Genomic DNA, 25,177 nt, shown 5'->3' with positions numbered 1-25,177 from the left:
ATGTCGGATATTCTCGCGAACAAGGTAGCCGTGGTGATCGGCGGTTCGGGCGGCATTGGGGCCGCGGCCGCGCAAGCTTTGGCAGCCGAAGGTGCCCGTGTCGTCGTGACCTGGCGCTCCGGCGAGGCAGCCGCCAACGCGTTGCTGGCCGGCCTTGCGGGCGAAGGCCATCTCGCCAGACGCGCGGTAATCGAAGATAGCGCAACGCTGACGGCGCTCGCCGGCGAAGTGGAGCGAGCGTTCGGTCGCTGCGATATTCTCGTCAATACCGCGGGCTACACCAAGCCGATCCCGATCGGCGATCTCGACGCGCTGACCGACGAGTTCATCGACGACATGTTCAAGGTGAACTGGCGCGGCCAGTTCGCGGCCATCCGCGCTTTCACGCCGCTGCTCAAGGCGAGCGGCGACGGGCTCATCGTCAACGTTTCCTCGATTGCGGGGCTGAATGGCGTCGGCTCCAATCTGGCTTACGCTGCGATCAAGGCCGGCATCGACACCATGACCAAGTCGCTCGCGCGGGCGCTTGCGCCGACAGTGCGCGTGATGGCGGTATCGCCGGGCGTGGTGGCCACTGACTTTGTGCCGGGCCGCGATGCGGCCGCGCTTGAAAAGGTCGCGGGGACCATTCCGCTCAAGCGTGTTGCGACGGCCGAGGATGTCGGCCGCGCAATCGCGGCCTGCGCCACCCACCTGACCTATTCCACCGGCTCGCTGATCGTCGTTGACGGCGGCCGAGCGTTATAAGGAGAGATTGATGCGCCCGATGCTCGACAAGATCGTCATCACTTGCGCCGTCACCGGCAATCTGACGCGGCCGGACCAGACCCCGCATCTGCCAATCACGCCGGAAGAAATCGCCGACGCCTGCCTCGGTGCCGCAGAAGCCGGCGCGGCAGTCGCGCATATCCATGTGCGCGAGCCCGGCACCGGCGCGCCGTCGATGAAGCTCGAATATTATCAGGACGTCGTCGGACGCATTCGCGCGCGCAATCGCAACCTGATCCTGAACATCACCACCGGTCCCGGCGGTCGCTTCGTGCCTTCGCAGGACGATCCCAAGGTCGCCGCCGCCGGTACTACGCTGATGAACCCGGAAGAACGCGTTGCCCATATCACGGCGCTGAAGCCTGACATCTGCACGCTCGATCTCAACACCATGAATTCCGGCGGGCAGGTGGTGATCAACACGCCCGGCAATGTGCGCCGCATGGCCAGGGTCATCCGTGAGGCCGGCGTGAAACCCGAGATCGAACTGTTCGATTCCGGCGATATTGCGCTGCTGCACGATCTCCTCGCCGACGGTACGCTCAGCGGCCCGGCGCTCACCTCCTTCGTGATGGGGGTGAAATACGGCTTCCAGCCGTCGCCGGAAACGGTGCTGTATGCGCGCGGTCTGCTGCCGCGGGATGCGCATTTCACGGCCATCGGCATCGGCCGCTCCACATTTCCCATGGTGGCGCAATCGGTGCTCGCCGGCGGTCATGCCCGTACCGGTCTGGAAGATGCTGTGATGCTCGGCCGCGGCGTACTGGCGCCGTCGAACGCCGTGATGGTGGACAAGGCACGCCGCATCATCGAAGAACTCGGCGCGCAGATCGCGACGCCTGCTGAAGCACGCGCACTGTTCGATTTGCCGGGCGCCGCATAACACAGCATTCGAGGACTGAAATGACTGCAGCCGCCAAGACTTCCTCCAGCGTCACCGCAACATGCCTGCGGGTCGCCGCCAAGGCTGATCGCATCGAGAATGTGGCGCTCGGCATCGAGCAACGCACACTCGCCTGCGCCAGGTCAGGCGATGCGCTGGTCGAGATAAGGGCCGCCGCGATCAATCCGTCGGACGCCAAGGCGACGCTCGGTCTGATGCCGCATGCGGTCTTCCCCCGCACGCCCGGCCGTGACTTCGCCGGAGTCGTGATCGATGGGCCGACCGACCTGATCGGCAAGGAAGTATTCGGCTCGTCCGGTCAACTCGGGATCGGCCGCGACGGCACCCATGCCACGCATCTGGTGGTGGAAGCGTCTGCGCTGGTCGAGAAGCCGATCAATATCAGCCTCGCGGAGGCGGCCGGCATCGGCGTGCCCTTCGTCACTGCGCAAGAAGGCTTTCGCCGCAGCGGCATGCCGAAGCCCGGCGAGACGGTGTTGATCCTCGGTCTGAACGGCAAGGTCGGTCAGGCGGCGACGCAGATCGCGTCATGGCAGGGCGCTCGCGTGATCGGCGTCGTCCGCAAGGACGAGCTATATGCTGGCCATGCCCATGGCGAGGTGACCGTCGTCGATTCCAGCCACAATGACGTCGCCGCGACCGTGCGCGAACTCACCGGCGGCAAGGGCGCGGACATCGTCTACAATACTGTCGGCGAGCCCTATTACGACGCGGGCACGAAATCGCTCGCGCATCTCGGCCGCCAGATCTTCATTGCCTCCACCAAGGCCACCGTGCCGTTCGACATCTTCGCCTTCTATCGCGGCAAGCACACCTTCTTTGGCGTCGACTCGCTGTCGTTGTCATCGCCGGAAGCCGGTGAGATCCTGCGTGAATTGGTGCCGGGTTTCGCCAGCGGCGCGTTGAAGCCGTTTCCGATCAAGCCGGACGCGATCTACCCGCTGGAGCGCGCTGCAGAGGCCTACGTCGCCGTGCTCGGCTCCTCGCGCGATCGTCTTGTTTTTCAGCCTAACGGGTGAAGCCATGCATGTTGTCCGCCTGAACGATGCCCCGCGCTACGAAGCCCCTGGCCACAATGACATGCGGATGTTCCGCCTGCAGGGCCGCGACGCCGGGCCGGGCGATGTGATGTGGCTCGGCATGAGCCAGATTCTGCCGGGCGGCGGCATTACGCCCTCGGCCTCGCCGGAGGAGAAGTTCTATGTCGTCCTCGAAGGCGAAGTAACCTTCGAGACGCCGGATGGCATCGCCACTCTCGGCATCTGGGATTCCTGCCGCATCGCGCCCAACGAGACGCGCGCGCTGCGCAACGAGACGAAACGACCGGCGGTGGTGTTGCTTGCAATGCCGCTGCCCAACACCGCCAGAGGCTGAAAGCCCGGCACTTGGTTCTTTAAGGGAGAAAATGATGGATCGCCGACACTTTATGATCGGCTCTGGCCTCGCCGCGACTGCGGCGCTGATGGGCAGCGGAGCCATTGCACAGACTTATCCGAACCAGCTCGTGCGTATTATCGTGCCGTTTTCGGGGGGCAGCCTCACCGACATCCTTGCCCGTTCGGTGGCCGAGAAGCTTGCTGCGAAGTGGAAGCAGCAGGTCATCGTCGAGAACAGGCCCGGCATCGCCGGTGTCAGCAGCGTCGCCAAAGGCCCGACCGATGGCTCGCAGATCATGCTGACCTCGAACGGCCACAGCGTGATCGGCGTGGTCAACAAGAACCTCAACTTCGATCCGATCAAGGATTTCGCTGCGATCAGCCGCGTCGGATCGACGCCGTCCATCCTGATCGTGCCGCCGGATGCGCCGTTCAAGACGCTGGCCGAACTGATCGCTGCGGCAAAGGCCAAGCCGGATTCGCTGAGCTACAGCTCTGCCGGCGTCGGTAGTTCCACCGGTATTGCCGCCGAACTGTTCAGGCATCTCACGCAGACCAAGATGGTGCTGATTCCGCATCGCGGACTGCCGGAATCCCAGATCAGCATTATGCGCGGCGACACCTCGGTTGCCTTCACTTTCTTCGGCGTCGGTGGCGACCTGATCCAGTCGGGAAAGTTGCGCGCACTGGCAGTCACCGGCAAGAGCCGCATGGCGCAACTGCCTGATGTGCCAACCTTCGCCGAGGCAGGGCTCCCCGAATTCACCTACGATAGCTGGTTCGGCATGCTCGCCGCCGCGGCGGTGCCGAAGCCCATCGTCAGCCAGATCGCGCGCGATCTCGCCGAGGCGCTCAGCGATCCGGCCCTGATCAAGCAGTTCGCCGCGCAGGGCGCCGACATCGCCAGCTCGACGCCGGAAGCGTTCGAGGCCGAATTGCGCAGCGATGCGGAGCGTTATGGCAAGCTCATCGCGATGTCGACGGACGGGGCGGCCAAGTAGGAAGGCGGGCCTGCAGCACGCGACGGGTCTGCAGGCCCGTTAGCGCTACTTCGCGATATACGCGTCCGGCGTCGGGCAAGTCCGGTCCTTGTAGGGGACGAGCCAGGGCGCATAATTGGCCTTGGTGATGATCGCACCAGGGATCGTGATCTGCTTCGGCGCACTCTGGCCGCGAATGGCGTTAAGGCCGACCGCGGTGGCGACGCAGCCGATCTTGAAGCCGTCGAACTCCGCGATTGCCAGCAGGCTGCCGGCCTTCACGGCTTCGACAGCCTCCGGCACGCCATTGATCGAGACCACCGCGACGTTCTTGCGGCCGGCTGCATTGAGTGCCTCGATGGCGCCGAGGGCGGACGCGTCGGCAGCGGCGATCACGCCGTCGATGGTGCTGAATTGCTGGATCAGGTTCTCCATCGTCTGCATGCCGAGCAGGCGCTGGAAGTTAGTGGGCTGCGAGGCCAGTATCTTGATATTCGGATAGTCCTTGGCCGCAGCGTCGAAGCCGCGCTTGCGCTCGTCGCCCGTGGTCGAGCCCTTGACGCCTTCGAGGATCACCACATTGCCCTTGCCGCCGAGGTGGTCGAACAGGGTCTTGGCAATGTCATAGCCGAGCTTGTAATCGTCCTGGCCGACAAAGGAGAGATAGGGGGCGTCGCCGCCGCGGTCGTTGTAGTTGATGATCGGCAGGCCGGATTCGATCAGGCGCTTGATCGTCGGCAATTGCGCCTTGGCATCGATCGGCATGAACAGCATCAGATTGGGCTTGGTCACGCCGACGTCTTCGAGCTGCGACATGCCTTCGGTGATATTGTTCGGCTTGGTCGGCGTGTAATATTTGACCGTCGCGCGCATTTTCTCCGCAATCTGCGCGACGCCGGCGCGCACACCCTCGAAATGCGGGTCCACCTGGTTCTTCGTGAAGGCTGCAATCACTTCGCCATCGGCGCGCACCGCCGAATTGAACAGGGTGCCGCAAATGACGGCGGCAAGAACGCATCGGATAGATCGGGTGGTTCGCATGATGGCCCCTCTGGTTGTGAATGACGAGACGTGTGGTGAACTGGTGATGCCGGGTCTATCCGCTCCCTGATCGGCGTCGGCTGATGACGAGATCCGCAATGATGGCGACCAGGACGACGGCGCCGTTGACGAAGGGATGCCAGGTCGCTGCAACATTCAGCAGATTGAGGCCGTTGACGATGATGGTGAGCAGGATGGCGCCAAGCACGGTGCCGACGATGTTGCCGTTGCCACCGAACAAGGATGTGCCGCCGACCAGAACTGCGGCGATAGCAGGAAGCAGCAACGGCTCGCCGATTCCGGGCTCGGCGGCATTGAGGCGTGCGAGATAGACGAGAGACGCGATGCCCGCCGTCAAGCCGCTGAGCACATAGAGCAGCAGCCGACGACGCTCGACCGGGACGCCGGACAGCAGCGCGGCGGTCTGGTTGGCGCCCATGAAATACGCCTCGCGGCCGAAGGTCGTGCGGTGCAGGAGGATGCTGCAGGCGAGACAGACCACAAGCGTGATCCAGATCGGCAGCGGAACGCCGAGGAAGAAGCCGGTGCCGAAATAGCGAAACGACATCGGCATGCCGTAGATCGTCTGCCCGGCCATGAACCAGTAGGCGATGCCCTGCGCCACCCACAGCATGCCGAAAGTCGCAAGGAAAGGCGGCAACTGCAGGCGGTTGATCATCAGCCCGTTAGCGTAACCGATCAGCGTGCCGGCGCCGATGGCGACCGCAACGCCGTACCACGGATTGCCGGTGGTCTTGATCGCGGCTGCGGCGAGACAGGCCGACAGCGTCAGATTGGCGCCCACCGACAGATCGAGCCCACCGCCGATGATGACGAGTGTGAGGCCGGACGCGACGAGAAACAGCAGGCTCGCCTGCCGCAGCATATTCAGCAGATTGCTCACCGACGCGAATCCCGGATCGACCGCGGTCAATGCGCCGGCGATCAGAACGATCAGCACGAACCGGCCGAGCAGGGCCGCGGCGTCGGGCGACAGGGACGATGGGCGGATATCGAGCGTTGCCGGGATCGTCATGCCGTACGCCTCACGAATTGCTTGCGCGCCTGGTCGATCAGCAACGCGAGGATGAGCAGGATGCCGATGCACACGACCTGCAGCGATGAGTCGATGGACAGAATGTTGAGTCCATTGCGCAGCACGGTGATGGCAAGCGCGCCGAGCACGGCACCGAACAGCCAGCCCTGTCCTTTTTCGAAGGAGGTGCCGCCGAGCACGACTGCGGCGATCGCCTCGAACTCCATGCCGATGCCGACGGTCGGATGCGCTGAATTGGTGCGCCCGATTAGCAGCACGGCAGAGAGACCGATGATCGCGCTGCCGAGCACATAGACGGCGAGGTGGACGAGATTGGCGCGAATGCCGGCGAGACGCAGCGCGTCCTTGTTGCCGCCGATGGCGATCACATAGTTGCCGAGCCGAGTGCGATAGAGCAGTAGCCACAGCGCAGCATAAAGGGCGGCCGCGATCGCGATCGGCGTCGGAATGAACCAAAGCTGGGAGCGATAGAAGGTTTCGATGGCAGGCGTGAAACCGCCGACCGGATCTCCATTGGTGAGCACCAGCGCAATCCCCTGCATCAGCCCCATGGTGCCGAGGGTGACAACAAAGGCAGGGAGCGACAGATAGGCGATCAGGATGCCGTTGAGGGCCCCGAAGGCAATGCTCACCGCCAGCGTCGCCGTACAAGCGGCGAGCACGCCCCATCCGGCAAGAAGCGCCTCGGCGACGATGACGCCGCTCAGCCCGAGCAGAGCTCCGGCCGACAGGTCGAGGCCCTCGGTCATAATGATGAGCGTCATCGGCAGGGCGAGCATCAGCAGTAGCGAGGTCTGCAAGCCAACATTGATGAGGTTGGTCTGGGACACGAATCTCGGATTGACGATCGTGAACAGCACCAGCATCAGGATCAGCAGGAGGCCGGCGCCGGGGATTGCGCTGAGGAACTGGCCCATGCCGGACCTGCGCTGCAGCTGGATCGTCACGCTCATTGATGCACCGCCAGTTCGAGGATGGCCCGCTCGGTTAGCTGGTCGCCGGCGAGATGCCCGACGATGCGATGGTCGCGCATGACATAGGCGCGGTCGCAGAGCTGAACGAGCTCCGGCAGTTCCGAGCTGATGACGACGACACCGGCCCCGCCATCGACCAGTTGATCGATCAGGCGATAGATCTCCGCCTTGGCGCCGACATCGACACCGCGCGTCGGTTCGTCCAGCAGAAACAGTTTGGCTCCCGCGGCCAGCCATTTGGCCAGCACGACCTTCTGCTGATTGCCGCCGCTGAGGGTGTGGACGCTCTGGCGCGTGCCGTGGGCGGCAATGCCGAGCTGTGCGATCAGCCCGCGTGTGTCCCGCTCGGCTTTGGCCGGTGAGAACCAGCCGGAGGCGAAGCTGCGCCACAACGAGGCGACCGTCGCATTGTCGCGGACATCGAGTGGCAGCGCCAATCCCTCCCGTTTGCGATCTTCCGGGAGCAGGGCCATGCCCGCACGCACCCGTCTGTCCAGTGTGGCCGGCGTGCGCGATCCGAACAGAGCGATCTCGCCGCTCGCGATTGGATCCGCGCCGAACAAGGCGCGAACCACTTCGGTCCGGCCGGACCCAACGAGGCCGGCAAGCCCCACCACCTCGCCGGCGAGAATTTCGATGGAGATGTCCGACAGTTTGGCCGTGTTCACATCCCTGGCGAGCAGAACGGGCTCGCCGGGTGGGCGCGGCGTCCGTGCGAGTTGCGATCCCGATGGTCGCCCGATCATCGCGCCGACCATCTCGGCCTGGCTTTTCTGACCGCGCAGCACGCTGGTCACGACGGCGCCGTCGCGCAGGATAGTGATGCGATCGCCGAGCATCTGCACCTCTTTCATGCGATGGGAGATGTAGACGATGGCGACGCGCTTTTCCGTCAATCGCGCGATGGTTTGAAACAGGCGATCTGATTCACGCTCGGAGATCGCCGCCGTCGGCTCGTCCATCACGAGCACCCGCGCGTTCTGCGAAAGCGCCTTGGCGATCTCCACCATCTGCTGCTGGGCTACGCCGAGATCGGCGGCGTATGCGTGGGTGTCGTAGTCGAGGCCGAGATCGTCGAGGATGGTGCGTGCGGCTGCATGCATGGCCGCGGAATCGACGAGGCCGAAGCGACTGAATGCGGCTTCGCGACCGAGAAAGATGTTCTGCGCGATGTCCAGATACGGGATCAGCGAGAATTCCTGGAAGATGACGGCGATACCAAGCGCGCTGGCATCGGCGGGGCGGGCGACGGCGACCCGCCGGCCCTCGATCTCGATATAGCCGCGATCGGCCGCATAGGCGCCGTACAGCGTCTTGATCAGCGTCGACTTTCCCGCGCCATTCTGACCGAGGATGACATGGACCTCGCCGGCATAGACGTCGAGCGATACGTTCTTGAGCGCATGCACACCGGGAAAGGATTTGTCGATGCCGACCAGACGCAGCAGCGGTGCATCGGCCTCACTTCCGGGCGCCCGCGACGCAGACCCCTTTGGGGTGTGCAGCGAGCGGTCCCCTTGCTCATCTTGATTTTCAGTGCCGTGCATCATTGTCGGCCTCGTTCGGCCCGATGACCCGGGGCCGGCGGGAGGTCACATCCGGTCTATTTTTGCACGGGAATGGCGGCGATCATGTCCAGCTCGACACGGGCGCCCTGGGTCGAGAGCTGGTTGATGCAGATGGTGGTGCTGGCCGGCGTCCAGTCGCCGAAATATTCCTTCATCACCTTCACCATACCGTCCTGGTCCCGGATGTCGGTCAGGTACTTCGTCACCTTGACGATGTCGGTCCAGGTCAGCCCTTCGTGATCCAGGATCGACTGGATCGTCTGCATGGCGCGGTGGGTCTGGTCCTCGATCGAATTCGGATGGTCGTGCTCTTCGAGGACGTGGGGATGCTTGTGATAGAGCGGCGAGGGGGTCGCTCCGGAAATGAACAGCATGCCGCAGGGCACTTCGACGCGGATCGCTGGCGCATAGGGCATGTCCGGCTTCCGCTCCGGCATCGTCTGGATTTCCTTGACGTGCGGATTGGTCGGCGAGGTTGCAAAGGCCGGCTTGGCAGTCATGGTCGTCTCCATCGGTGCGGACGCTGCGGCGATCTCCGCCCTGCGTGGGTCAGTCGCTCATTGAACTGTCATAAAGCGTGAAGCCAAACTATCTTTGAGTCAAGATAAAATATCTTTATGGAAAGATACATGAGTTGCATCGAATTGGTGCGCCATGCCTATATGATCGTCACCATGACCACCGATTCGATTGACAAGATCATTGCCGGCTGGAGCCGGCGGCGACCCGACCTCGACGCAGGCCACCTCGACGTCGTCGGCCGGATTGTCCGGCTATCCGTGCATATGCGCAGTGCTATCGAGCCAGCACTTGAGGAGCAGGGCTTCAATTGGGAATTGTTCGACCTGCTCCTGACGATTTACCGTCGGGAGGCCGATGACAGTATCGGTGTTCGACCGACTGACCTTTATGCGGAGTGTCTGCTGTCGTCGGGCGGGCTCACCGCGCGGCTGCGGCGGGCCGAGCAGGACGGCTTCATCGTCAGGCGCCAGGATCCCGAAGATGGCCGCGGCGCGCGGATCACGCTTACGGCCAAGGGGCGAAATTCCGTCGACAAGGCGATTGCCCAGCACTTCAAGCTGTCCCGTTCGGTCGACGAGATACTGACGGCCAACGAGCGTCAAACGCTCACACGGTTGCTGCGGAAACTTCTGATGTCGGTCGAGAAGCCAGATCTGTAACGGATCGCTTCTGAGCGCTCCGCTCTCGGCAACTTTGGGCGGTCGCTGACGCCCCTCCATGCCACCGCTGCAGAGTGCGTCAAGTTTCGTTTAGCTTTGTCGACGCTGTAATCTGACTTCTCCTTTGGCCGCGTCAGGAAAACCTGACGAACGTGCCTTGGTCGGCAACTTGATCGTGGCAACAGAATCCCGCGCGAGCAAAACCGGCTTCAGCACGATCCGATCGTTTTGAACCGGCGTTCCCTTGATCATCGCAATAAGGATGTGAGACGCCTGCGTTCCCAGTTCCGCAGTCGGCGTACTGACGGTCGTCAGCGCCGGCGCTATCGCGTCCATGAACAGCATGTCGTTCATGCCGACCAGCGAGATGCTGCCGGGACATGAAATGCCTTTGTTCCTCAGGTGCCGAAGGCAGCCTACGGCCAGCATGTCGTTGCCAGCCACAATCGCCGTAATATTGGGGTTCTCCGTCAGCAAACGCTCGCAAGCGAACTCGCCTTCCTCGACCGTAAAGGCCTCACCGAAGACGGCAGTGGGCGCAACTCCGTCTTGAGCCAGGGCTTTGCAAGCGCGCCGGAAGCCGCGATAGCGGTGGTAACCCGTCGACACATTTTGCGGGCCGCCGACATGAGCAATTTGCCTGTGCCCACACTCGGCGAGATGATGAACCGCCAGTTCCATTGCCTTCGCGTCGTCGACCCGGACGCTCGGAATGAATTCGCTTTCAGGATCGCGAAACACCGCGACGACTGGAATGTTCGCCTCGACGCAGGCTGCGATGCCGGGATCGTTTCGCTCGAAGGTCGCGACGATCAGCCCCTCGACGCCTTGCTGGATGAACCGTTCGATCAGCGCGGCCTGCCTGAGCGGATGGTTGTCGGTGTTGCCGACAATGGTGACGTATCCAATCTCGGCGAAACTGTCTTCGATCGCGCGGACAATCGGCGGATGCACGGGGTCACCCAGATTTGAAACGATGACGCCAACGGTACGAGAGCGCTGCGTGCGAAGCGCCGACGCCATCGCGTTCGCGCGATAACCGAGTTTCTTCGCGCAAGCCTCGACGCGCTCGATCATTTCTGGGGAGATCAGGTGGCGCTTCTCGGGATTGAGCCCGCGCGACACCGTTGACCAATGGACGCCAGCACACTTCGCGACATCAATGATTGTCTTACGCGACGACCGCTCCTGAAGCGCGGGTGACGTCTTCTTGGTGTTCTTGATTTTTTTGGGCATCGCCATCCAGCCTGCTCGCGCGCGTCGTCGTATCCGCTAACGATCACGTGAGAATGCCTTATCTTGCACAAATTGACAAACGTGTGCAGAGTTTCTTGACAAACGTGTGCACGGGAATGATGGTAGCGAAAATCCGCTGCATGCCTTGGTGCAGTGCAGCAGAAGCGCCCTAACGGCGTCGACGATCAGGGATGGAATGATGGAGAGCTTCGTCTATCAGGCGGCGCCCATGCGGGTCGTCTTCGGCTCGGGACGGCTGGCAGATCTGGCCGCCGAGCTCGACCGACTCGGCGTTAAGCGCGCACTCGTTCTGACGACAGACCAGCAGAAATCTCACGGCGAGCAGATTGCCGCCTTGATCGGTGACAGAGCGGCGGGCGTCTATGCCGGTGCGGTGATGCATACGCCGGTTGATGTGACCGAACTTGCGATGCAGCAGGTCAAGGCTCTGCAGGCCGACGGCATCGTCGCGGTGGGCGGTGGTTCGACCATCGGGCTAGGCAAGGCGATCGCGCTACGGACCGACCTGCCGCAAATCGTCGTACCGACCAGCTATGCCGGGTCCGAAATGACGCCGATCCTGGGTGAGACCCGCGAGGGACTGAAGACCACGCAATCGAGCCCGAAGATACTCCCCGAAACGGTCATCTACGACGTCGACCTGACGCGCACATTGCCGCCTGCGTTTGCCGTGACATCGGGCGTCAATGCAATCGCTCACGCTGTCGAAGCGCTCTATGCGCGCGATGCCAATCCGGTCGTGTCGTTGATGGCGGAAGAGGGCATTCGCCTGTTCGCCGGCGCGCTGCCGAAGCTTGCGGCTGGCGAGGACAACGCGGCGGCACGCGATGATGCCCTGCGCGCTGCCTGGTTGTGCGGCGCCTGTCTCGGCGCCGTCGGCATGGGTCTGCATCACAAGCTCTGCCATACGCTGGGCGGCGCGTTCAATTTGCCACATGCCGAGACCCACACGGTGATCCTGCCGCATGCGATGGCCTATAATACTCCGGCTGTACCGGTCGCGGCGGCTCGCGTCGCGCGCGCACTTGGCGCCGGACAGGCCGCGCAGGGACTGTTCGATCTTACGCAGGGACTTGGCGCCAAAGTCGCGCTGCGCGATCTGGGAATGCCGAAGGACGGCATCGAACGCGCCACCGACCTTGCCGTCAGCAACGCCTACTGGAATCCGCGGCCGCTGGAACGCGATGCTATCCGCGATCTGATCGCGCGGGCGTGGGCGGGCGATCCTCCGGTCATGGCGGAGGCGTTGCGATGACGGCGATGCGCACGCTCATCAAGTCAGCCACCATCCTGACGATGGATGACACGATCGGCGACCTCGCGCAGGCTGACCTGCTGGTTGATGGCGATCGCATCGTGGACATCCGGCCAGGCCTAGATGCCGCTGATGCAGAGATCGTTGATGGTCGTGGCCGCATCGTCATTCCCGGCCTCGTCAACGCGCATATGCATACGTGGCAGACCGCCTTGCGCGGCTTCTCCGCGAACTGGACGCTTCCCGAATATTTCCGCCGGATGCATGCGGGACTGGCCACGGTCTTCCGTCCCGAGGATATTCATATCGGCACGCTGATGGGCGCGCTGAACCAGATCAATTGCGGCACCACCACGCTGGTTGACTGGTGTCACAACAACCCAACGCCTACGCACAGTGATAGCGCCGTCGCGGCGCTGAAAGAGAGCGGCATCCGTGCCGCCTTCTTCCACGGCTCGCCGAAACCGGAGGCGGCGCCGGGGCAGCCGCACTTCTCTGAAGTTCCGCATCCGCGCCATGAGGTCGAGCGCTTTCTGGCAGGGGCACTGTCTAGCCGCAGTGATCGCGTCACGCTCGGGCTCGCGATTCTCGGCCCGCATTATTCGACTATGGATGTTGTCATCCATGATTTCGAACTGGCGCGTGAGTTCGATCTGATTGCCTCGATGCATCAGGGTGGAGGCCCGGCCAAGACGCCGGGTGGCTGGGCGAAGCTGATTGCAGCCGGTCTGGTCGGTCCCGGCATCAACATCGTGCACGGCAACGATCTTCCCGACGATCTGCTGCGTCAGCTTGTCGATCTCGGCGTGTCGTTCTCGGTCACGCCAGAAAATGAAATGAATCAGGGCCATGGCTACCCGATCACCGGGCGGTTGTTGAAGCTGGGATCGCGGCCATCGCTCGGAGTCGATCTGGAATCCGTATTGCCTGGCGACATGTTCAATGTTGGCCGCATCGCACTGTCGATGCAACGCGCGCTGGACAACGCCGAGAGTCGGCAGGCCACGGGCGCCATTCCAGCGGTGACGACAATCACGACGCGTGAGGCCTTGCGCTGGATCACCATCGAGGGCGCGCGCATGCTCGGACGTGAAAGCAGCATCGGCTCGCTCACGCCGGGCAAGAAGGCGGATCTGGTCGTCATCAATGCCACGGACCTTAACCTCTGGCCGGTCCATGATCCGGTTTCTACGGTCTTGATGCAATCCAGCATCACCAATATCGAGGCGGTCATGATTGACGGCATCTGGCGTAAGCGAGGTGGACGCCTGCTGGCGGAGAACATCGACCGCAAAAAGAATGAACTCGAGCGATCAGGCATGCGCATCGTCTCCGAGATCGAACGTCAGGAGAAAGCGGCATGACAACCCCGTCGAGAGATCAAGCTCAGGCCGTCGCCTGGATCGGTGTTGGCAAGATGGGCTTGCCGATTGCAGGCCGTATGGTGGAGGCCGGTATCCGCGTCACCGGTTACGACCCGGGCAAACAGCGCTTGGTGTTGGCACAGCAGCTTGGGCTTCAGACGGCCAACTCGGCCGCAGACGCCGCTGCAAACCACGCCATCATCTTCACATCGCTGCCCGACGATGCGGCGCTGCGTTCCGTGGTGCTCGGACCAGACGGCCTGCTGAACAGGCTGACACGTGGTGCGGTTCTGGTCGAGACGAGCACGGTCAGCGCCGAAATATCGGCTGAAGTTGGTGTTGCGGCGGAGGCGAGCGGCGTGACCTATCTGCGCGCTCCGGTGTCCGGCAATGCAGCGATCGCGCATACCGGCGCGCTGACCTGCTTCGTGTCGGGGCCGCGCAACGCGTTCGATGCGGTTCAGCCGGTGCTGGCGACGTTCACCCGCGCGCAAACCTATCTCGGCGTGGCTGAAGAGGCGCGATTTGCCAAGCTCGCGGTCAATCTGATGATCGCGGTGTCTGCCGGAATGATGGCCGAAAGCCTCACGCTGGCGCGCAAGGGCGGAATCTCCTGGCCGGATATCCTCAAGGTCCTGGACGATAGCGCGGTCGCCTCGCCGATGGTCAAGTACAAGACGCCGCCACTGGCCACGCGCAACTTCGAGTCCACTTTCTCGTGCCGGCAGATGGCCAAGGATCTCGACCTCATCATCGGGGCCGGCCATCACGTCGGCGTGCCACTGCAACTCGCGGCGCAGGTGCGGGAAATCTACGGATCACTTATCGCACAGGGCGATGGCGAATCCGACTTCATCGCCACCGTGCGTCACGTCGAGCGACTATCGGGTCTCGGCGAGCCGAAGCTTGGGTGAGGGAAGGCCATGCGGAATTTCAACGAGAACACCATCACCGATGCCGTGCTCGATCGCATCACGGATGCCGGCCAGCCGCGGATCAGGCAGATCAGCGAGGCGCTGGTGCGCCATCTGCATGCCTTCGTCCGGGAGGTTCGGCCGACCCAGAGGGAATGGGAGCAGGGTGTCGAATTCCTGACGCGCACCGGTCACATGTGCGACGATAAGCGCCAGGAGTTCATTCTGCTTTCGGATGCGCTCGGGGTGTCGATGCTGGTCGATGCTATCAATCATGGTGCCGAAAAAGGTGTGACGGACACGACCGTGCTCGGGCCGTTCTTCGTCCAGGCGGCCCCGGAGAAGAAGCTTGGCGAAGACATCTCCGGTGGCATGGAGGGCGATCCGATGATCGTGACGGGATCGGTCTCGACGCCGGACGGCAAGCCGATCGCAAATGCGACAATCGACGTCTGGCACTCTGACGACGACGGGTATTACGATGTTCAGCAGCTCGACAAGATCGGCGATCTGGCGATGCGGGCGCGGTTTCATGCCGATGCCGAGGGTCGTTTCCGGTTCTGGTCGATCAAGCCAGCGGCCTATCCGATCCCGCATGACGGGCCGGTCGGCGATATGCTCACGGCTCAGGGGCGTCATCCGTGGCGGCCCGCCCATGTTCACTTCATGATCTCGGCGCCTGGCTTCGAGCAACTGGTGACGCATGTGTTCGTCGCGGGCGACAAGTATCTCGACTCCGACGTCGTCTTCGGCGTCAAAGATACGCTCATTCGCGAATTCGCCCGCAAAGATGCCGGCGAAGCTCCCGACGGGCGCATGCAGGACACGCCTTACTATCATTTGAATTACGATTTCGGTTTGAAGCCAGACGCCAACAAGGCGCATGCTGTCTAGCTAACAATGCGCATCAAGGGCCGCAGAGCCTGAGCGCTGATATGGAAGGGGAGGATGCTATGGGAGCGCCAGTGAGCGCCGAGACGGCCGTGGTCCGTCTGAACGAGATCATTGGGGCGCGCGCGACGATCGCGCGCGGCGTGCTCGATGATCACGGCCGCAGCGAGGCCTATCACGCCAGTCGTCCACCGGACGTCGTGGTGTTTCCGGAGACCACGCAGGAAGTCGCTGAGATCGTGAAACTCTGCGGCGAACTCGGCATGCCGGTCGTTCCATTCGGCGCAGGCACCTCGCTCGAAGGCAATGCGGCATCGGTGGCTGGCGGCGTCTGTATCGATTTTGCGCGGATGAACCGCGTGCTCCAGGTGCATGACAAGGACCTCGATGTCGTCGTGCAGCCTGGCATCACCCGCAAGCAGCTCAACGCGCATCTGCGCGACACCGGATTGTTCTTTCCGATCGATCCCGGCGCCGATGCGTCGATCGGCGGCATGACTTCGACGCGCGCGTCCGGGACCATGGCCGTCCGCTACGGCACCATGAAGGACAATGTGCTTGCGCTCGAAGTCGTGCTGCCGGATGGACGGGTGATCCGTACCAGCCAGCGTGCCCGCAAGTCGTCAGCCGGCTACGATCTCACCCGGCTGTTCGTCGGCTCCGAGGGTACCCTCGGCGTGATCACCGAAATCACGCTGAAACTTCATCCCTGGCCGCAGGCGATCTCGTCCGCGGTCTGCAGTTTTGGGCGGCTCGATCAGACCATCGATGCCGCGATCGAAGTGATCCAGTCGGGCATTCCCGTCGCGCGGATGGAACTGCTGGATGAAGTCATGATGCGCGGCATCAATGGTTATTCCAAACTTGGCTATCGCGAGGCGCCGACGCTGTTCTTTGAATTCCACGGCACCGAGGCGAGTGTCGCGGAGCAGGCCGAACTGGCGGAGGCGATCGCTGCCGAACATGACGGCCAAGGCTTCCAATGGGCGCGTGCGGCGGAAGAGCGGACGAAGCTGTGGCATGCCCGCGACAACACGCTCTATGCGGGTCTCAGCCTGAAGCCGGGCGCCAAGGCCATGATCACGGATGTCTGCGTGCCGATCTCGCGGCTGACGGAGTGTCTCACCGAGACGCGTCGCGACATCGATGCCAACGGACTGATCGCGCCTGTGGTGGGCCATGTCGGCGACGGGAATTTCCATCTGCTGATCCTGATCGACCAGGATAATGCCGACGAAGTCGCGCGCGCCAAGGCGCTGCACGCGCGGTTGGTGGCGCGGGCGATCGCGATGGAGGGCACCTGCACCGGCGAGCATGGCATCGGCACCGGCAAGATCGATTTCCTCCAGGACGAGCTTGGCGACGCCGTCGATATCATGCGTGGCATCAAGGCGTCGATCGATCCGAAAGGCATGATGAACCCCGGCAAGATCTTCTTGCCCAATGCAGCGGTGCTGGCATGACGCAACTTGCACAGTCCAAGGCTGCCGTGTCGATCGTTCAGGCGGCGCCGCCGCTGTTCGAACTGCGCGGCATCTCCAAGGAATTCCCGGGAGTGAAGGCACTCGACGATGTGTCGTTCTCGGTGTGGCCAGGCGAGGTGCACATGCTGCTCGGCGAGAACGGAGCAGGCAAATCGAGCCTGATGAAAGTGCTGTGCGGGGCCTATCGCGCCGATAGCGGCTCGTTCCACTACAACGGCGAGACAGTCGAGATCGCGTCGCCGGCCGATGCGCAGAAGCTCGGCATCGCCGTCATCTTCCAGGAATTCTCGCTCGTCCCCTATCTCGACATCGCGCAGAACACCTTCCTCGGACGGGAGCCAGCAGGACGTGTTCCCGGCACGATCGATCGCAAGAAAATTCTGGCCGATGCCAGGCGTGTGCTGGCTTCAATTGGATTTGACATCGATCCATCGATCCGGATCGAGAAGCTGGGCGTCGCCCAGCAGCAGATGGTGGAGATTGCAAAGGCCATCAGCCAGAACGCGCGAATTCTCGTGATGGACGAGCCGACGGCGGCGCTGTCCGACCGCGAGACGGAATTGCTGTTTGCGCTGATCGCGCGGCTCAAGGCGGATGGCGTTGCCATCATCTACATCTCGCACCGCATGGCAGAAGTATTCTCGCTCGGTGACCGCATCACGGTGCTGCGCGATGGGCGCCGTATCGACGAGGTAAAACCCGGCGCCGTGTCGTCGGACGATCTGGTCCGGATGATGGTCGGTCGCAGCGTCGATATGAGCTATCCACGGACCTTCGCCCAGGCCCCCGGCGAGGTCATGCTTGAGGTGAAGGGTCTCGCCTCTGCCTCCGGCATTGCGGGCATCGACCTGGTGGTGCGGCAAGGCGAGATCGTCGGGCTGTGCGGGCTGGTCGGCTCGGGGCGCACCGAAGTGGTGCGGGCCATTTTCGGAGCCGACAGGGCGACCGCGGGACAGATCCTGTTCGACGGTCAGGAGAAATCCGGTGGTCCGGACGAAGCTGCCAGACTGGGGCTCGCGCTGATTCCGGAAAGCCGCAAGGCCGAAGGTCTGGCTCTGATCCGCTCCGTCGGAGACAACCTGATCGTTTCCGCGCTACGCAAGATCTTTCCGCGTGGCTTCTTCGATCAGGGGAAATCCAGGCAGGTTGCCAATGATCTGATCCGGCAGTTGAGGATCGTGACCCCATCGGACAAGCAGGCTGTCGGTCTTCTGTCCGGCGGCAACCAGCAGAAAGTCGTCATCGGCAAATGGCTGGCGGCCGGCGCCAAGCTGTTCATTTTCGACGAGCCGACACGCGGCATCGATGTCGGAGCCAAAGCCGAGATCTTCGCGCTCATCGATCGGCTGGTCGCGGATGGTGCCGCTGCGCTGATGATCTCGTCGGAGCAGGCGGAAATCTGCCACGTCTGCGATCGCGCCTATGTCATGTGCGACGGGCGGATCGCGGGTGAATTGGCTCGCCACGAACTGAGTGAGGAAAACATCGTGAAGCTGGGGATGCATCATGCGTGAACAAGCGATGGTATTGAACACCAATCCGCTTCAGCGGATTCCCGGCGTTGCCGTCATGCTGGTGCTGCTATGTGTCATCTTCAGCCTGATGACACCCGGCTTCCTGACGGTGCCGAATATTTCCAACGTGCTCGTCCAATCGACGATCCTGCTGATGTTGGCGCTGCCGATGACGCTGATCATCATGACCGAAGGTCTCGACCTGTCGATGGGCGCGGTCTTGACGCTGACCTCGCTGATCGTCGCCATCGTCGCTTTGGCCACTGGCTCGCTGCTGCTCGGCCTGCTTGCGGCTCTCGCTGTCGGAATCGTGTTCGGGACGATCAACGGCTGGCTGGTGGCCGTTGTCGGCATTCCTCCCTTTGTTGCCACCCTGGGCACACTCGGGATGGCTCAGGGCCTCTCCCTGATCGTCAGCGATGGCCAGAGCGTCGTCGGCATGCCGGCCGCCGTTCGCGGCGTGTATTCCGGAACGCTCGGCGGGGTTCCGCTTCCGATCGTGTTGGGACTGGGAAGCTACCTTGCCTTCCATGGATTGCTCTACCACACGCGTTTCGGGACTTACATTTTCGCGCTCGGCGGCAACCGTGAAGCGCTGAAATTCGCCGGTATCTCGGCACGTCGCTTGCTGATCCTCGTCTACGCGCTCGGCGGCGCCATGGTCGGTCTGGCCGGTCTCCTGATGACCGCGCGCATGAACTCCGGGCATCCGACCGCTGGCCTCGGTCTTGAGTTCGATGCCATTGCAGCGGTTGCCGTCGGCGGCACGTCGTTCGAGCGCGGCAATGGCTGGCTCCTCGGCACCTTGCTCGGCGTGGTCACCGTAGGCGTGTTGCGCAACGGATTGAATCTGCTGGCGCTGCCGTCTTCGATCCAGGTGGCAAGCGTCGGCTTGCTGGTAATTGCAGCCTTGTTCGTCGATGGATTGCGGAGCCGATCATGACCGATATCTCAAAGCCGATCACAAGCGGCAGAATGTTGCTCTCCGACGAGATGATCCAGGTGTTCTATCGCCTGCTCGCCGCGTTTCTGATCTGTGCGGCGCTGACCATCCTGACCAACTCGTTCTTCAGTCTCGGCAACATCCTCAACGTCCTGCGCCAGGCGAGTCTGCTGTTCTTCATCGCGTCGGGCCTGACGCTGGTGGTGCTGACAGGCGGCCTCGATCTCTCGATTGGTGCCAATGTCGCTATTTCCGCCTGTATTGCCGGGACGGTGATTCATCAGACGGGCTCGCCGACTTTGGGGGTGCTGACAGGCATCGGCGTCGGTGGCGCGGTGGGGATGCTCAACGGCGTGATGGTCACCGCGCTTCGAATCCCATCCTTCATTGCGACCTACGGGATGCTGTGGGTGCTGCACGGCATCACTTACTGGTACATGGGCGGAGAGACCATGCACGGCTTCCCGGCTGGCTTTCGTCAGATCGGCAGCGGCTATTTTCTCGGTCTTCCGATCCCGGTCTATCTGTTGCTGGTCTTCCTCGCCATTGGAACCATTTTCGCGCAGCGCACCACGTGGGGACAGGAAATCTATGCTATCGGCGCCAACCCGGTCGCCGCGCGATTGTCGGGCATTCCCGTCGCTCGCCGGCTTCTGCTGGTCTACACAGTGTCGGGGGCGATGGCCGGGCTCGCGTCGATCATCTTTCTTGCGCGACTAAACTCTGCCGAAGCCGACATCGGCGAAAGCCTGACACTCCCGGCGATTGCCGCGGTTCTGATCGGGGGCACCTCGCTGTTCGGCGGCCTCGGAACGGTGTTTGGCACGTTCGTTGGCGCACTCATTTTGACCCTGGTCCTCAATGGCATGAACCTGTTGTCGGTCAACGCGAGTTGGCAGCCACTGGTGACCGGCGTCATCGTCATTCTGGCAGTATGGCTGGATATGAAAACACGGCGCCGTGCGGCGTAAGTGTTCGATCTTAAAAACAAAACGGAGGGAACGACTATGAAGAAAGCCTATGGCGCGCTTGCTGCATTGCTTCTGACGACATCACTCTCATCTCACGCGTTCGCTGACGGCGAGACGATCGCGGTGTTTACGAAAAACCAGACCAATCCGTACTTCCAGACCGTGCGGGTCGGGTCCGACGCAGCCGCCAAGGCGATGAAGGCAAAGACGCTGCATTATATCCCGACCAAGCCGGACAGCATCCCGGAGCAGCTCAGCCAGATTGAGGACGTGGTGGTGAAGAAGCCGTCGGCGATCGTCTTCATCCCGGTCGACTACAAGGCGATGGTCCCCGGTGTCGAGAAAATCAATGACGCAAAGATCCCGGTGGTCAACGTGACCGATCGTTCCGCGGGTGGCAAGTTTGTCGCCTTTGTCGGCGCCGATGACTACAGTCTGGGTCTGGAGACCGGGCGCTATCTGCTGAAGACGCTTGGCGGCAAGGGCAATTTCGTGATCATTGAGGGCGTCAAAGGATCCTTGACGAGCATCGACCGCGTCCGCGGCTTCAACGACGCCCTGAAGGAAAACCCGGGAGCCAAGCTGCTTGCGTCGCAACCCGGCAACTATCAACGGCTGCAGGCGCTTCAGGTCATGGAGAATCTCATGCAGTCGAATACTCAGATCGACGGTGTGTTGGCTGCCAATGATGCGATGGCGATCGGTGCGATCGAGGCGCTCGATGGTGCCAATCGCAAAGCCCAGGTCATCGGCGTCAATGGCACCAAGGAGGCAATCGACGCGATCAAGAGCGGGAAGCTGCTGGCGAGCGGCGACTACAATGGCTTCATGCAGGGGTGCCTCGGCATGATGATCGCCATTCGTTCGCTGCGCAACGAGCCGGTGATCACTGAGATCGTTCTCAAGCCAACGGTTATCGGCAAGGAGAACTATCACCCCTACGACGTGCCACTGGAATCGCGGACCTGTCCGAGCTGGGACGAGGCTGCGAAGCTCGGTACCAAATAACATCTATTACCATCAAGACGGCCGCCGCAGGTCGGCGGCCGTCTTCTGCCTTTCAGGAGCTATGCATGCTGTTTGCCATCCATGCCGTCGATCATGCCGGTGCGCTCGACAAGCGCTTGTCTCACTACGAGGCTCACAAGGCCTTTTTGTCCGACACCTCGGCCTATGACGTGACGATCGTCATGTCCGGCCCGCTGACAGCCGATGACGGCCAGACCATGATTGGCAGTCTGTTTCTCGTCGAGGCCGCCGACCGCGCGGAGGTCGAAAGATTTCATCATGCGGATCCGTTCTTTGCCGCCGGCATCTGGCAGACGGTCACGATCACCGGCTTCCTGCGCCGACAGGGATAAGCGCAACGCCCTCCGGGGCTTTCATGGCGGCCCGCCATCCGGATAGCCTGTTGGTGAGACAGTCGTTCGGCGTTTGAACGTCGACAACGAAATCAGCCTGGGATCTGACAAGATCCCAGGCTGATTTTATGATGAGCTGAACCGTAACGATTAGCCGAACTGGTTCATCGTGTTGTGCGCGCCGCCCGCCTTCAGGGCCGCCTCACCGGCGAAGTATTCCTTGTGCTCGTCGCCGATGTCCGAACCCGCCATGTTCTGATGCTTCGCGCAGGCGATGCCTTGACGGATTTCCGCGCGCTGGACGTTCTTGACGTAGCCCAGCATGCCCTGTTCGCCAAAATACTCCTTGGCGAGGTTGTCGGTGGACAGCGCAGCCGTGTGATAGGTCGGCAGCGTGATCAGGTGATGGAAGATGCCGGCACGCTTGGCTGAATCAGCCTGGAATGTCCGGATGAGCTCGTCGGCTTCGACCGCCAGCGGCGTGCTGTCGTACTCCACCTTCATCAGCTCGGCGCGGTTGTACTTGCTGACATCCTTGCCGGCTTCCTTCATCGCGTCATAGACCTGCCAACGGAAGTTGAGCGTCCAGTTGAACGACGGCGAGTTGTTGTAGGCCAGCTTCGCATTCGGGATCACCTCACGAACGCGATCAACCATCTTGGCGATCTGTTCGATGTTCGGCTTCTCGGTTTCGATCCACAGCAGATCGGCGCCGTTCTGCAGCGAGGTGATGCAGTCGAGCACGCAGCGGTCCTGACCCGTGCCTTCACGGAACTGGTACAGGTTGCTGGCCAGACGCTTCGGGCGCATCAGCTTGCCATTACGCGTAATGACGACGTCGCCGTTGCCGATCTTTGAGGCGTCGATTTCCTCGCAATCCAGGAAGCTGTTATACTGGTCGCCGAGGTCGCCGGGCTTGTGGCTGACAGCGATCTGCTGCGTCAGGCCAGCGCCGAGCGAGTCGGTGCGGGTGACGATGATGCCGTCTTCGACGCCCATTTCGAGGAAGGCGTGACGGCAGGCGCGGATCTTCGCGAGGAAGACTTCGTGCGGCACGGTAACCTTGCCGTCCTGATGGCCGCACTGCTTCTCGTCCGAGACCTGGTTCTCGATCTGCAGCGCACAGGCACCGGCTTCGATCATCTTCTTGGCTAGCAGATAGGTTGCTTCCGCATTACCGAAGCCGGCATCGATATCGGCGATGACGGGAACGACGTGGGTCTGGAAGTTGTCGATCTTGTTGATCAGTTCTTCTTCCTTTGCCTTGTCGCCAGCCTTGCGGGCGGCGTCGAGGCTGCGGAAGATGTCGTTGAGCTCGCGGGAGTCAGCCTGACGCAGGAAGGTGTAGAGCTCCTCGATCAGCGCGGGTACCGAGGTCTTCTCGTGCATCGACTGATCCGGCAGCGGGCCGAATTCCGAGCGCAGCGCCGCGATCATCCAGCCCGAGAGGTACAGGTAGGTGCGGTCGGTGGTGCCGAAATGCTTCTTGACCGAGATCAGCTTCTGCTGCGCGATAAAGCCGTGCCAGCAGCCGAGCGACTGGGTGTACTTGGTGGTGTCTGCATCATAGGCGGCCATGTCGGCACGCATCAGCGATGCCGTGTAGCGTGCAACGTCGAGACCGGTCTTGAAGCGGTTCTGCAGGCGCATGCGTGCGACGGCCTCGGCGGTCACGCCGTTCCAGGTGTCCTTGGTCTTGAGCAGCGCCGACGCCGCCTCGACTTCGCTCCGATAGGAGCCGGTGCCGAGGATGGTCTGGTTGCTGATCCCGCGTGGCTGGAAGTTCATTTTCTCGATTCCTTTGGCTGACGAAAACCTGTCCTTGGTTGTAATCGCGGGATCGCCAGCCGCTAGACGGAACGCAGATAACTTGTCATACTTTACAAATTGAACGTGTAAGGCTGTAAAGTAATTACAGGGTATTGGAGTGTACGATGGCCGCCTCGGCAGGTCGTTCGGTGTTCATGGGGCCGCGAATCCGGCGGCTTCGGCGCGATCTGGGCCTGACCCAGGCCGATATGGCGGCCGATCTGGAAATTTCGGCCCCTTATGTCGCTTTGCTGGAGCGCAACCAGCGGCCGATGACGGCCGACATGCTGCTTCGGCTGGCGCGCACCTACACGATCGATCTCGCCGATCTCGCCGGCGATGGCGGTGCCGACAATACGGCGCGGATGCAGTCGATCCTGAAAGAGCCGATGTTCTCGGACATCGATATCCCTGCGCTTGAAATCAGCGATCTCGCGGTGAGCTATCCCGGCATGGCCGAGGCTTTTCTGCGCCTCTACACGGCCTATCGCGAGGAGCAACTCGCGCTGGCGGACCGACGCGCGCCGGCGCTCGCGGGCGGTGCATTGCAAGCGGGTAGCGAGGGCTATGATGCCAACGATCCCGTCGCCGAGGTCCGGCGTTTTCTCGCCGCACGTCGCAACAATTTCGCGGGTCTCGACGACGCGGCCGAGCGTCTCGTGCAGGCGACGTCGGGCCCGAGCGGTTTCGTCGAGCGTCTCAAGACCCGACACAGGCTGCAAGTGCGCTATCTGCCGCCGGACGTCATGCTCGGCTCGGTGCGACGATTGGATCTGCATCGGAAACAATTACTACTTGAGGACTCGCTCGACACCGCAAGTCTCAATTTCCAATTGGCGCAGCAACTCGTCTATCTCGAAATGGAAAACGAGATCGGCACCGCGCTCGAAGACGGCCAGTTCACCACCAAGAGCGCCGAACTGCTGGCGCGCCGCGCGCTCGCAGGCTACGCCGCGGCTGCGCTCATCATGCCCTATGCAGCCTTCGTGCGTGCAGCCGAGACGCGGCGCTACGATCTCGAAGCGCTGGCGCGCCAATTCGGTGCCAGCTTCGAACAGACCGCGCATCGCATCACGACCTTGCAGCGGCCGGGCGCCGAAAAGGTCCCGTTCTTCCTGATCCGCGTCGATCCAGCCGGCAATATTTCCAAACTGCTCGACGGCGCGGGCTTTCCCTTTGCGAAGCACGGCGGTGCGTGTCCACTGTGGTCGGTACACGACGTCTTCCGAACGCCGCGCCAGATCGTCACGCAGTGGCTGGAATTGCCGGATGGCCAGCGCTTCTTTTCGATTGCCCGCACCGTCACGGCTGGCGGTGGTGGTTACGGCGCACAACGCGTTGAGCGCGCCATCGCGATCGGTTGCGCAGCCGAACATGCCGGCCAGTTGATCTATACGCGCGACGCATCGGCGCCGCGTGCGGATGCTCCCACGCCGATCGGTGTCGCATGCCGTGTCTGTCATCGTCCAAGATGTGCTGCGCGCTCGGCGCTTCCGATCGGGCGCGAGTTGTTGCCCGATGATTTCAGGACGCTGAACGTTCCGTTTGGATTCTCGGCGGACTGA

General features: G+C 62.4%; 24 protein-coding genes. 17 read left to right on the top strand and 7 right to left on the bottom strand.

Going from position 1 to position 25,177, the window contains the following annotated elements:
• Genes AB7828_RS14115 through AB7828_RS14095 form a run of 5 tightly spaced genes read left to right on the top strand, consistent with a single transcriptional unit; the run spans nt 1 to nt 4,049 of the window.
• On the top strand, nt 1-747 hold the full coding sequence (locus AB7828_RS14115; RefSeq protein WP_441230468.1) for an SDR family NAD(P)-dependent oxidoreductase: 747 nt from the start codon (nt 1-3) through the stop codon (nt 745-747).
• Between the two features lie 19 nt (nt 748-766).
• The gene (locus AB7828_RS14110; RefSeq protein ID WP_441232243.1) at nt 767-1,651 is read left to right on the top strand and encodes a 3-keto-5-aminohexanoate cleavage protein; all 885 of its coding nucleotides are present in this window, start codon (nt 767-769) and stop codon (nt 1,649-1,651) included.
• A gap of 20 nt (nt 1,652-1,671) precedes the next feature.
• Nucleotides 1,672-2,691, top strand: a complete 1,020-nt coding sequence (locus tag AB7828_RS14105) for a quinone oxidoreductase family protein (RefSeq protein ID WP_441230467.1) — start codon at nt 1,672-1,674, stop codon at nt 2,689-2,691.
• Nucleotides 2,692-2,695: 4 nt separating this feature from the next.
• Nucleotides 2,696-3,046, top strand: coding sequence for a cupin domain-containing protein (locus tag AB7828_RS14100; protein ID WP_089265520.1), 351 nt, complete (start codon nt 2,696-2,698; stop codon nt 3,044-3,046).
• A gap of 34 nt (nt 3,047-3,080) precedes the next feature.
• Nucleotides 3,081-4,049, top strand: coding sequence for a Bug family tripartite tricarboxylate transporter substrate binding protein (locus tag AB7828_RS14095; RefSeq protein WP_158596892.1), 969 nt, complete (start codon nt 3,081-3,083; stop codon nt 4,047-4,049).
• 45 nt (nt 4,050-4,094) lie between these two features.
• Here AB7828_RS14095 and AB7828_RS14090 read toward each other — a convergent pair whose 3' ends face one another.
• From AB7828_RS14090 to AB7828_RS14070, 5 genes are read right to left on the bottom strand one after another with little or no spacing between them, the layout of a single operon-like run.
• Nucleotides 4,095-5,069: a sugar ABC transporter substrate-binding protein gene (locus tag AB7828_RS14090; protein WP_439059576.1), complete on the bottom strand. Its 975-nt coding sequence runs from the start codon at nt 5,067-5,069 to the stop codon at nt 4,095-4,097.
• A 55-nt stretch (nt 5,070-5,124) separates the two neighbouring features.
• On the bottom strand, nt 5,125-6,105 hold the full coding sequence (locus tag AB7828_RS14085; RefSeq protein ID WP_093756898.1) for an ABC transporter permease: 981 nt from the start codon (nt 6,103-6,105) through the stop codon (nt 5,125-5,127).
• The gene (locus AB7828_RS14080; RefSeq protein ID WP_441230466.1) at nt 6,102-7,079 is read right to left on the bottom strand and encodes an ABC transporter permease; all 978 of its coding nucleotides are present in this window, start codon (nt 7,077-7,079) and stop codon (nt 6,102-6,104) included. The genes AB7828_RS14085 and AB7828_RS14080 overlap by 4 nt, the downstream gene beginning before the upstream one ends.
• Nucleotides 7,076-8,647 carry a sugar ABC transporter ATP-binding protein gene (locus AB7828_RS14075; protein ID WP_441232242.1) on the bottom strand — a complete coding sequence of 524 codons (1,572 nt, stop codon included), beginning with the start codon at nt 8,645-8,647 and terminating at the stop codon, nt 7,076-7,078. The genes AB7828_RS14080 and AB7828_RS14075 overlap by 4 nt, the downstream gene beginning before the upstream one ends.
• Nucleotides 8,648-8,703: 56 nt before the next feature.
• Nucleotides 8,704-9,168, bottom strand: a complete 465-nt coding sequence (locus AB7828_RS14070) for a RidA family protein (protein WP_158550404.1) — start codon at nt 9,166-9,168, stop codon at nt 8,704-8,706.
• Nucleotides 9,169-9,297: 129 nt separating this feature from the next.
• Between AB7828_RS14070 and AB7828_RS14065 the strand changes: the two genes are divergently transcribed.
• Entirely contained in the window at nt 9,298-9,849 is a 552-nt protein-coding gene (locus AB7828_RS14065) for a MarR family winged helix-turn-helix transcriptional regulator (protein ID WP_441230465.1), read from the top strand.
• A gap of 90 nt (nt 9,850-9,939) precedes the next feature.
• Here AB7828_RS14065 and AB7828_RS14060 read toward each other — a convergent pair whose 3' ends face one another.
• Nucleotides 9,940-11,091 (bottom strand): LacI family DNA-binding transcriptional regulator, encoded by a 1,152-nt coding sequence (locus AB7828_RS14060; protein ID WP_441230464.1) that lies wholly within the window; start codon nt 11,089-11,091, stop codon nt 9,940-9,942.
• 190 nt (nt 11,092-11,281) lie between these two features.
• Here AB7828_RS14060 and AB7828_RS14055 point away from each other — a divergent pair, with 190 nt between their 5' ends.
• From AB7828_RS14055 to AB7828_RS14010, 10 genes are all read left to right on the top strand, one after another.
• Nucleotides 11,282-12,361: a maleylacetate reductase gene (locus AB7828_RS14055; RefSeq protein WP_441230463.1), complete on the top strand. Its 1,080-nt coding sequence runs from the start codon at nt 11,282-11,284 to the stop codon at nt 12,359-12,361.
• Nucleotides 12,358-13,725 (top strand): amidohydrolase family protein, encoded by a 1,368-nt coding sequence (locus tag AB7828_RS14050; RefSeq protein ID WP_441230462.1) that lies wholly within the window; start codon nt 12,358-12,360, stop codon nt 13,723-13,725. Before AB7828_RS14055 ends, AB7828_RS14050 begins: the two co-directional genes overlap by 4 nt.
• Nucleotides 13,722-14,639: an NAD(P)-dependent oxidoreductase gene (locus AB7828_RS14045; RefSeq protein ID WP_441230461.1), complete on the top strand. Its 918-nt coding sequence runs from the start codon at nt 13,722-13,724 to the stop codon at nt 14,637-14,639. Before AB7828_RS14050 ends, AB7828_RS14045 begins: the two co-directional genes overlap by 4 nt.
• A gap of 9 nt (nt 14,640-14,648) precedes the next feature.
• Nucleotides 14,649-15,533 carry an intradiol ring-cleavage dioxygenase gene (locus tag AB7828_RS14040; protein ID WP_441230460.1) on the top strand — a complete coding sequence of 295 codons (885 nt, stop codon included), beginning with the start codon at nt 14,649-14,651 and terminating at the stop codon, nt 15,531-15,533.
• Nucleotides 15,534-15,592: 59 nt separating this feature from the next.
• A complete protein-coding gene (locus tag AB7828_RS14035) occupies nt 15,593-16,993 on the top strand; it encodes an FAD-linked oxidase C-terminal domain-containing protein (RefSeq protein ID WP_441230459.1) in 1,401 nt (466 codons plus the stop codon).
• A complete protein-coding gene (locus AB7828_RS14030) occupies nt 16,990-18,528 on the top strand; it encodes a sugar ABC transporter ATP-binding protein (protein WP_441230458.1) in 1,539 nt (512 codons plus the stop codon). The genes AB7828_RS14035 and AB7828_RS14030 overlap by 4 nt, the downstream gene beginning before the upstream one ends.
• Nucleotides 18,521-19,471, top strand: coding sequence for an ABC transporter permease (locus AB7828_RS14025; protein WP_439059566.1), 951 nt, complete (start codon nt 18,521-18,523; stop codon nt 19,469-19,471). The genes AB7828_RS14030 and AB7828_RS14025 overlap by 8 nt, the downstream gene beginning before the upstream one ends.
• Entirely contained in the window at nt 19,468-20,442 is a 975-nt protein-coding gene (locus AB7828_RS14020) for an ABC transporter permease (RefSeq protein ID WP_120293261.1), read from the top strand. The genes AB7828_RS14025 and AB7828_RS14020 overlap by 4 nt, the downstream gene beginning before the upstream one ends.
• Before the next feature lie 36 nt (nt 20,443-20,478).
• Entirely contained in the window at nt 20,479-21,450 is a 972-nt protein-coding gene (locus AB7828_RS14015) for a sugar ABC transporter substrate-binding protein (protein WP_441230457.1), read from the top strand.
• Between the two features lie 65 nt (nt 21,451-21,515).
• The gene (locus tag AB7828_RS14010; protein ID WP_441230456.1) at nt 21,516-21,803 is read left to right on the top strand and encodes a YciI family protein; all 288 of its coding nucleotides are present in this window, start codon (nt 21,516-21,518) and stop codon (nt 21,801-21,803) included.
• A 150-nt stretch (nt 21,804-21,953) separates the two neighbouring features.
• Here the strand turns inward: AB7828_RS14010 and AB7828_RS14005 are convergent, their stop codons facing one another.
• Complete coding sequence (locus AB7828_RS14005) at nt 21,954-23,591, bottom strand: isocitrate lyase (protein ID WP_068734918.1); 1,638 nt, start codon at nt 23,589-23,591, stop codon at nt 21,954-21,956.
• 146 nt (nt 23,592-23,737) lie between these two features.
• Between AB7828_RS14005 and AB7828_RS14000 the strand changes: the two genes are divergently transcribed.
• A complete protein-coding gene (locus AB7828_RS14000; RefSeq protein ID WP_441230455.1) occupies nt 23,738-25,177 on the top strand; it encodes a helix-turn-helix domain-containing protein in 1,440 nt (479 codons plus the stop codon).

Origin of the sequence: Tardiphaga sp. 215_C5_N2_1 (assembly GCF_052076055.1) — a bacterium.
Lineage (GTDB): Bacteria > Pseudomonadota > Alphaproteobacteria > Rhizobiales > Xanthobacteraceae > Tardiphaga > Tardiphaga robiniae.
Note: the sequence above shows the minus strand (reverse complement) of the source record. Positions and strands in the feature narration are given on the sequence as shown.

Coding starts and splice junctions, on each gene's coding strand:
- AB7828_RS14115 (WP_441230468.1), top strand. CDS start 1: ATGTCGGATATTCTCGCGAACAAGGTAGCCGTGGTGATCGGCGGTTCG.
- AB7828_RS14110 (WP_441232243.1), top strand. CDS start 767: ATGCTCGACAAGATCGTCATCACTTGCGCCGTCACCGGCAATCTGACG.
- AB7828_RS14105 (WP_441230467.1), top strand. CDS start 1,672: ATGACTGCAGCCGCCAAGACTTCCTCCAGCGTCACCGCAACATGCCTG.
- AB7828_RS14100 (WP_089265520.1), top strand. CDS start 2,696: ATGCATGTTGTCCGCCTGAACGATGCCCCGCGCTACGAAGCCCCTGGC.
- AB7828_RS14095 (WP_158596892.1), top strand. CDS start 3,081: ATGGATCGCCGACACTTTATGATCGGCTCTGGCCTCGCCGCGACTGCG.
- AB7828_RS14090 (WP_439059576.1), bottom strand. CDS start 5,069: ATGCGAACCACCCGATCTATCCGATGCGTTCTTGCCGCCGTCATTTGC.
- AB7828_RS14085 (WP_093756898.1), bottom strand. CDS start 6,105: ATGACGATCCCGGCAACGCTCGATATCCGCCCATCGTCCCTGTCGCCC.
- AB7828_RS14080 (WP_441230466.1), bottom strand. CDS start 7,079: ATGAGCGTGACGATCCAGCTGCAGCGCAGGTCCGGCATGGGCCAGTTC.
- AB7828_RS14075 (WP_441232242.1), bottom strand. CDS start 8,647: ATGCACGGCACTGAAAATCAAGATGAGCAAGGGGACCGCTCGCTGCAC.
- AB7828_RS14070 (WP_158550404.1), bottom strand. CDS start 9,168: ATGACTGCCAAGCCGGCCTTTGCAACCTCGCCGACCAATCCGCACGTC.
- AB7828_RS14065 (WP_441230465.1), top strand. CDS start 9,298: ATGAGTTGCATCGAATTGGTGCGCCATGCCTATATGATCGTCACCATG.
- AB7828_RS14060 (WP_441230464.1), bottom strand. CDS start 11,091: ATGGCGATGCCCAAAAAAATCAAGAACACCAAGAAGACGTCACCCGCG.
- AB7828_RS14055 (WP_441230463.1), top strand. CDS start 11,282: ATGATGGAGAGCTTCGTCTATCAGGCGGCGCCCATGCGGGTCGTCTTC.
- AB7828_RS14050 (WP_441230462.1), top strand. CDS start 12,358: ATGACGGCGATGCGCACGCTCATCAAGTCAGCCACCATCCTGACGATG.
- AB7828_RS14045 (WP_441230461.1), top strand. CDS start 13,722: ATGACAACCCCGTCGAGAGATCAAGCTCAGGCCGTCGCCTGGATCGGT.
- AB7828_RS14040 (WP_441230460.1), top strand. CDS start 14,649: ATGCGGAATTTCAACGAGAACACCATCACCGATGCCGTGCTCGATCGC.
- AB7828_RS14035 (WP_441230459.1), top strand. CDS start 15,593: ATGGGAGCGCCAGTGAGCGCCGAGACGGCCGTGGTCCGTCTGAACGAG.
- AB7828_RS14030 (WP_441230458.1), top strand. CDS start 16,990: ATGACGCAACTTGCACAGTCCAAGGCTGCCGTGTCGATCGTTCAGGCG.
- AB7828_RS14025 (WP_439059566.1), top strand. CDS start 18,521: ATGCGTGAACAAGCGATGGTATTGAACACCAATCCGCTTCAGCGGATT.
- AB7828_RS14020 (WP_120293261.1), top strand. CDS start 19,468: ATGACCGATATCTCAAAGCCGATCACAAGCGGCAGAATGTTGCTCTCC.
- AB7828_RS14015 (WP_441230457.1), top strand. CDS start 20,479: ATGAAGAAAGCCTATGGCGCGCTTGCTGCATTGCTTCTGACGACATCA.
- AB7828_RS14010 (WP_441230456.1), top strand. CDS start 21,516: ATGCTGTTTGCCATCCATGCCGTCGATCATGCCGGTGCGCTCGACAAG.
- AB7828_RS14005 (WP_068734918.1), bottom strand. CDS start 23,591: ATGAACTTCCAGCCACGCGGGATCAGCAACCAGACCATCCTCGGCACC.
- AB7828_RS14000 (WP_441230455.1), top strand. CDS start 23,738: ATGGCCGCCTCGGCAGGTCGTTCGGTGTTCATGGGGCCGCGAATCCGG.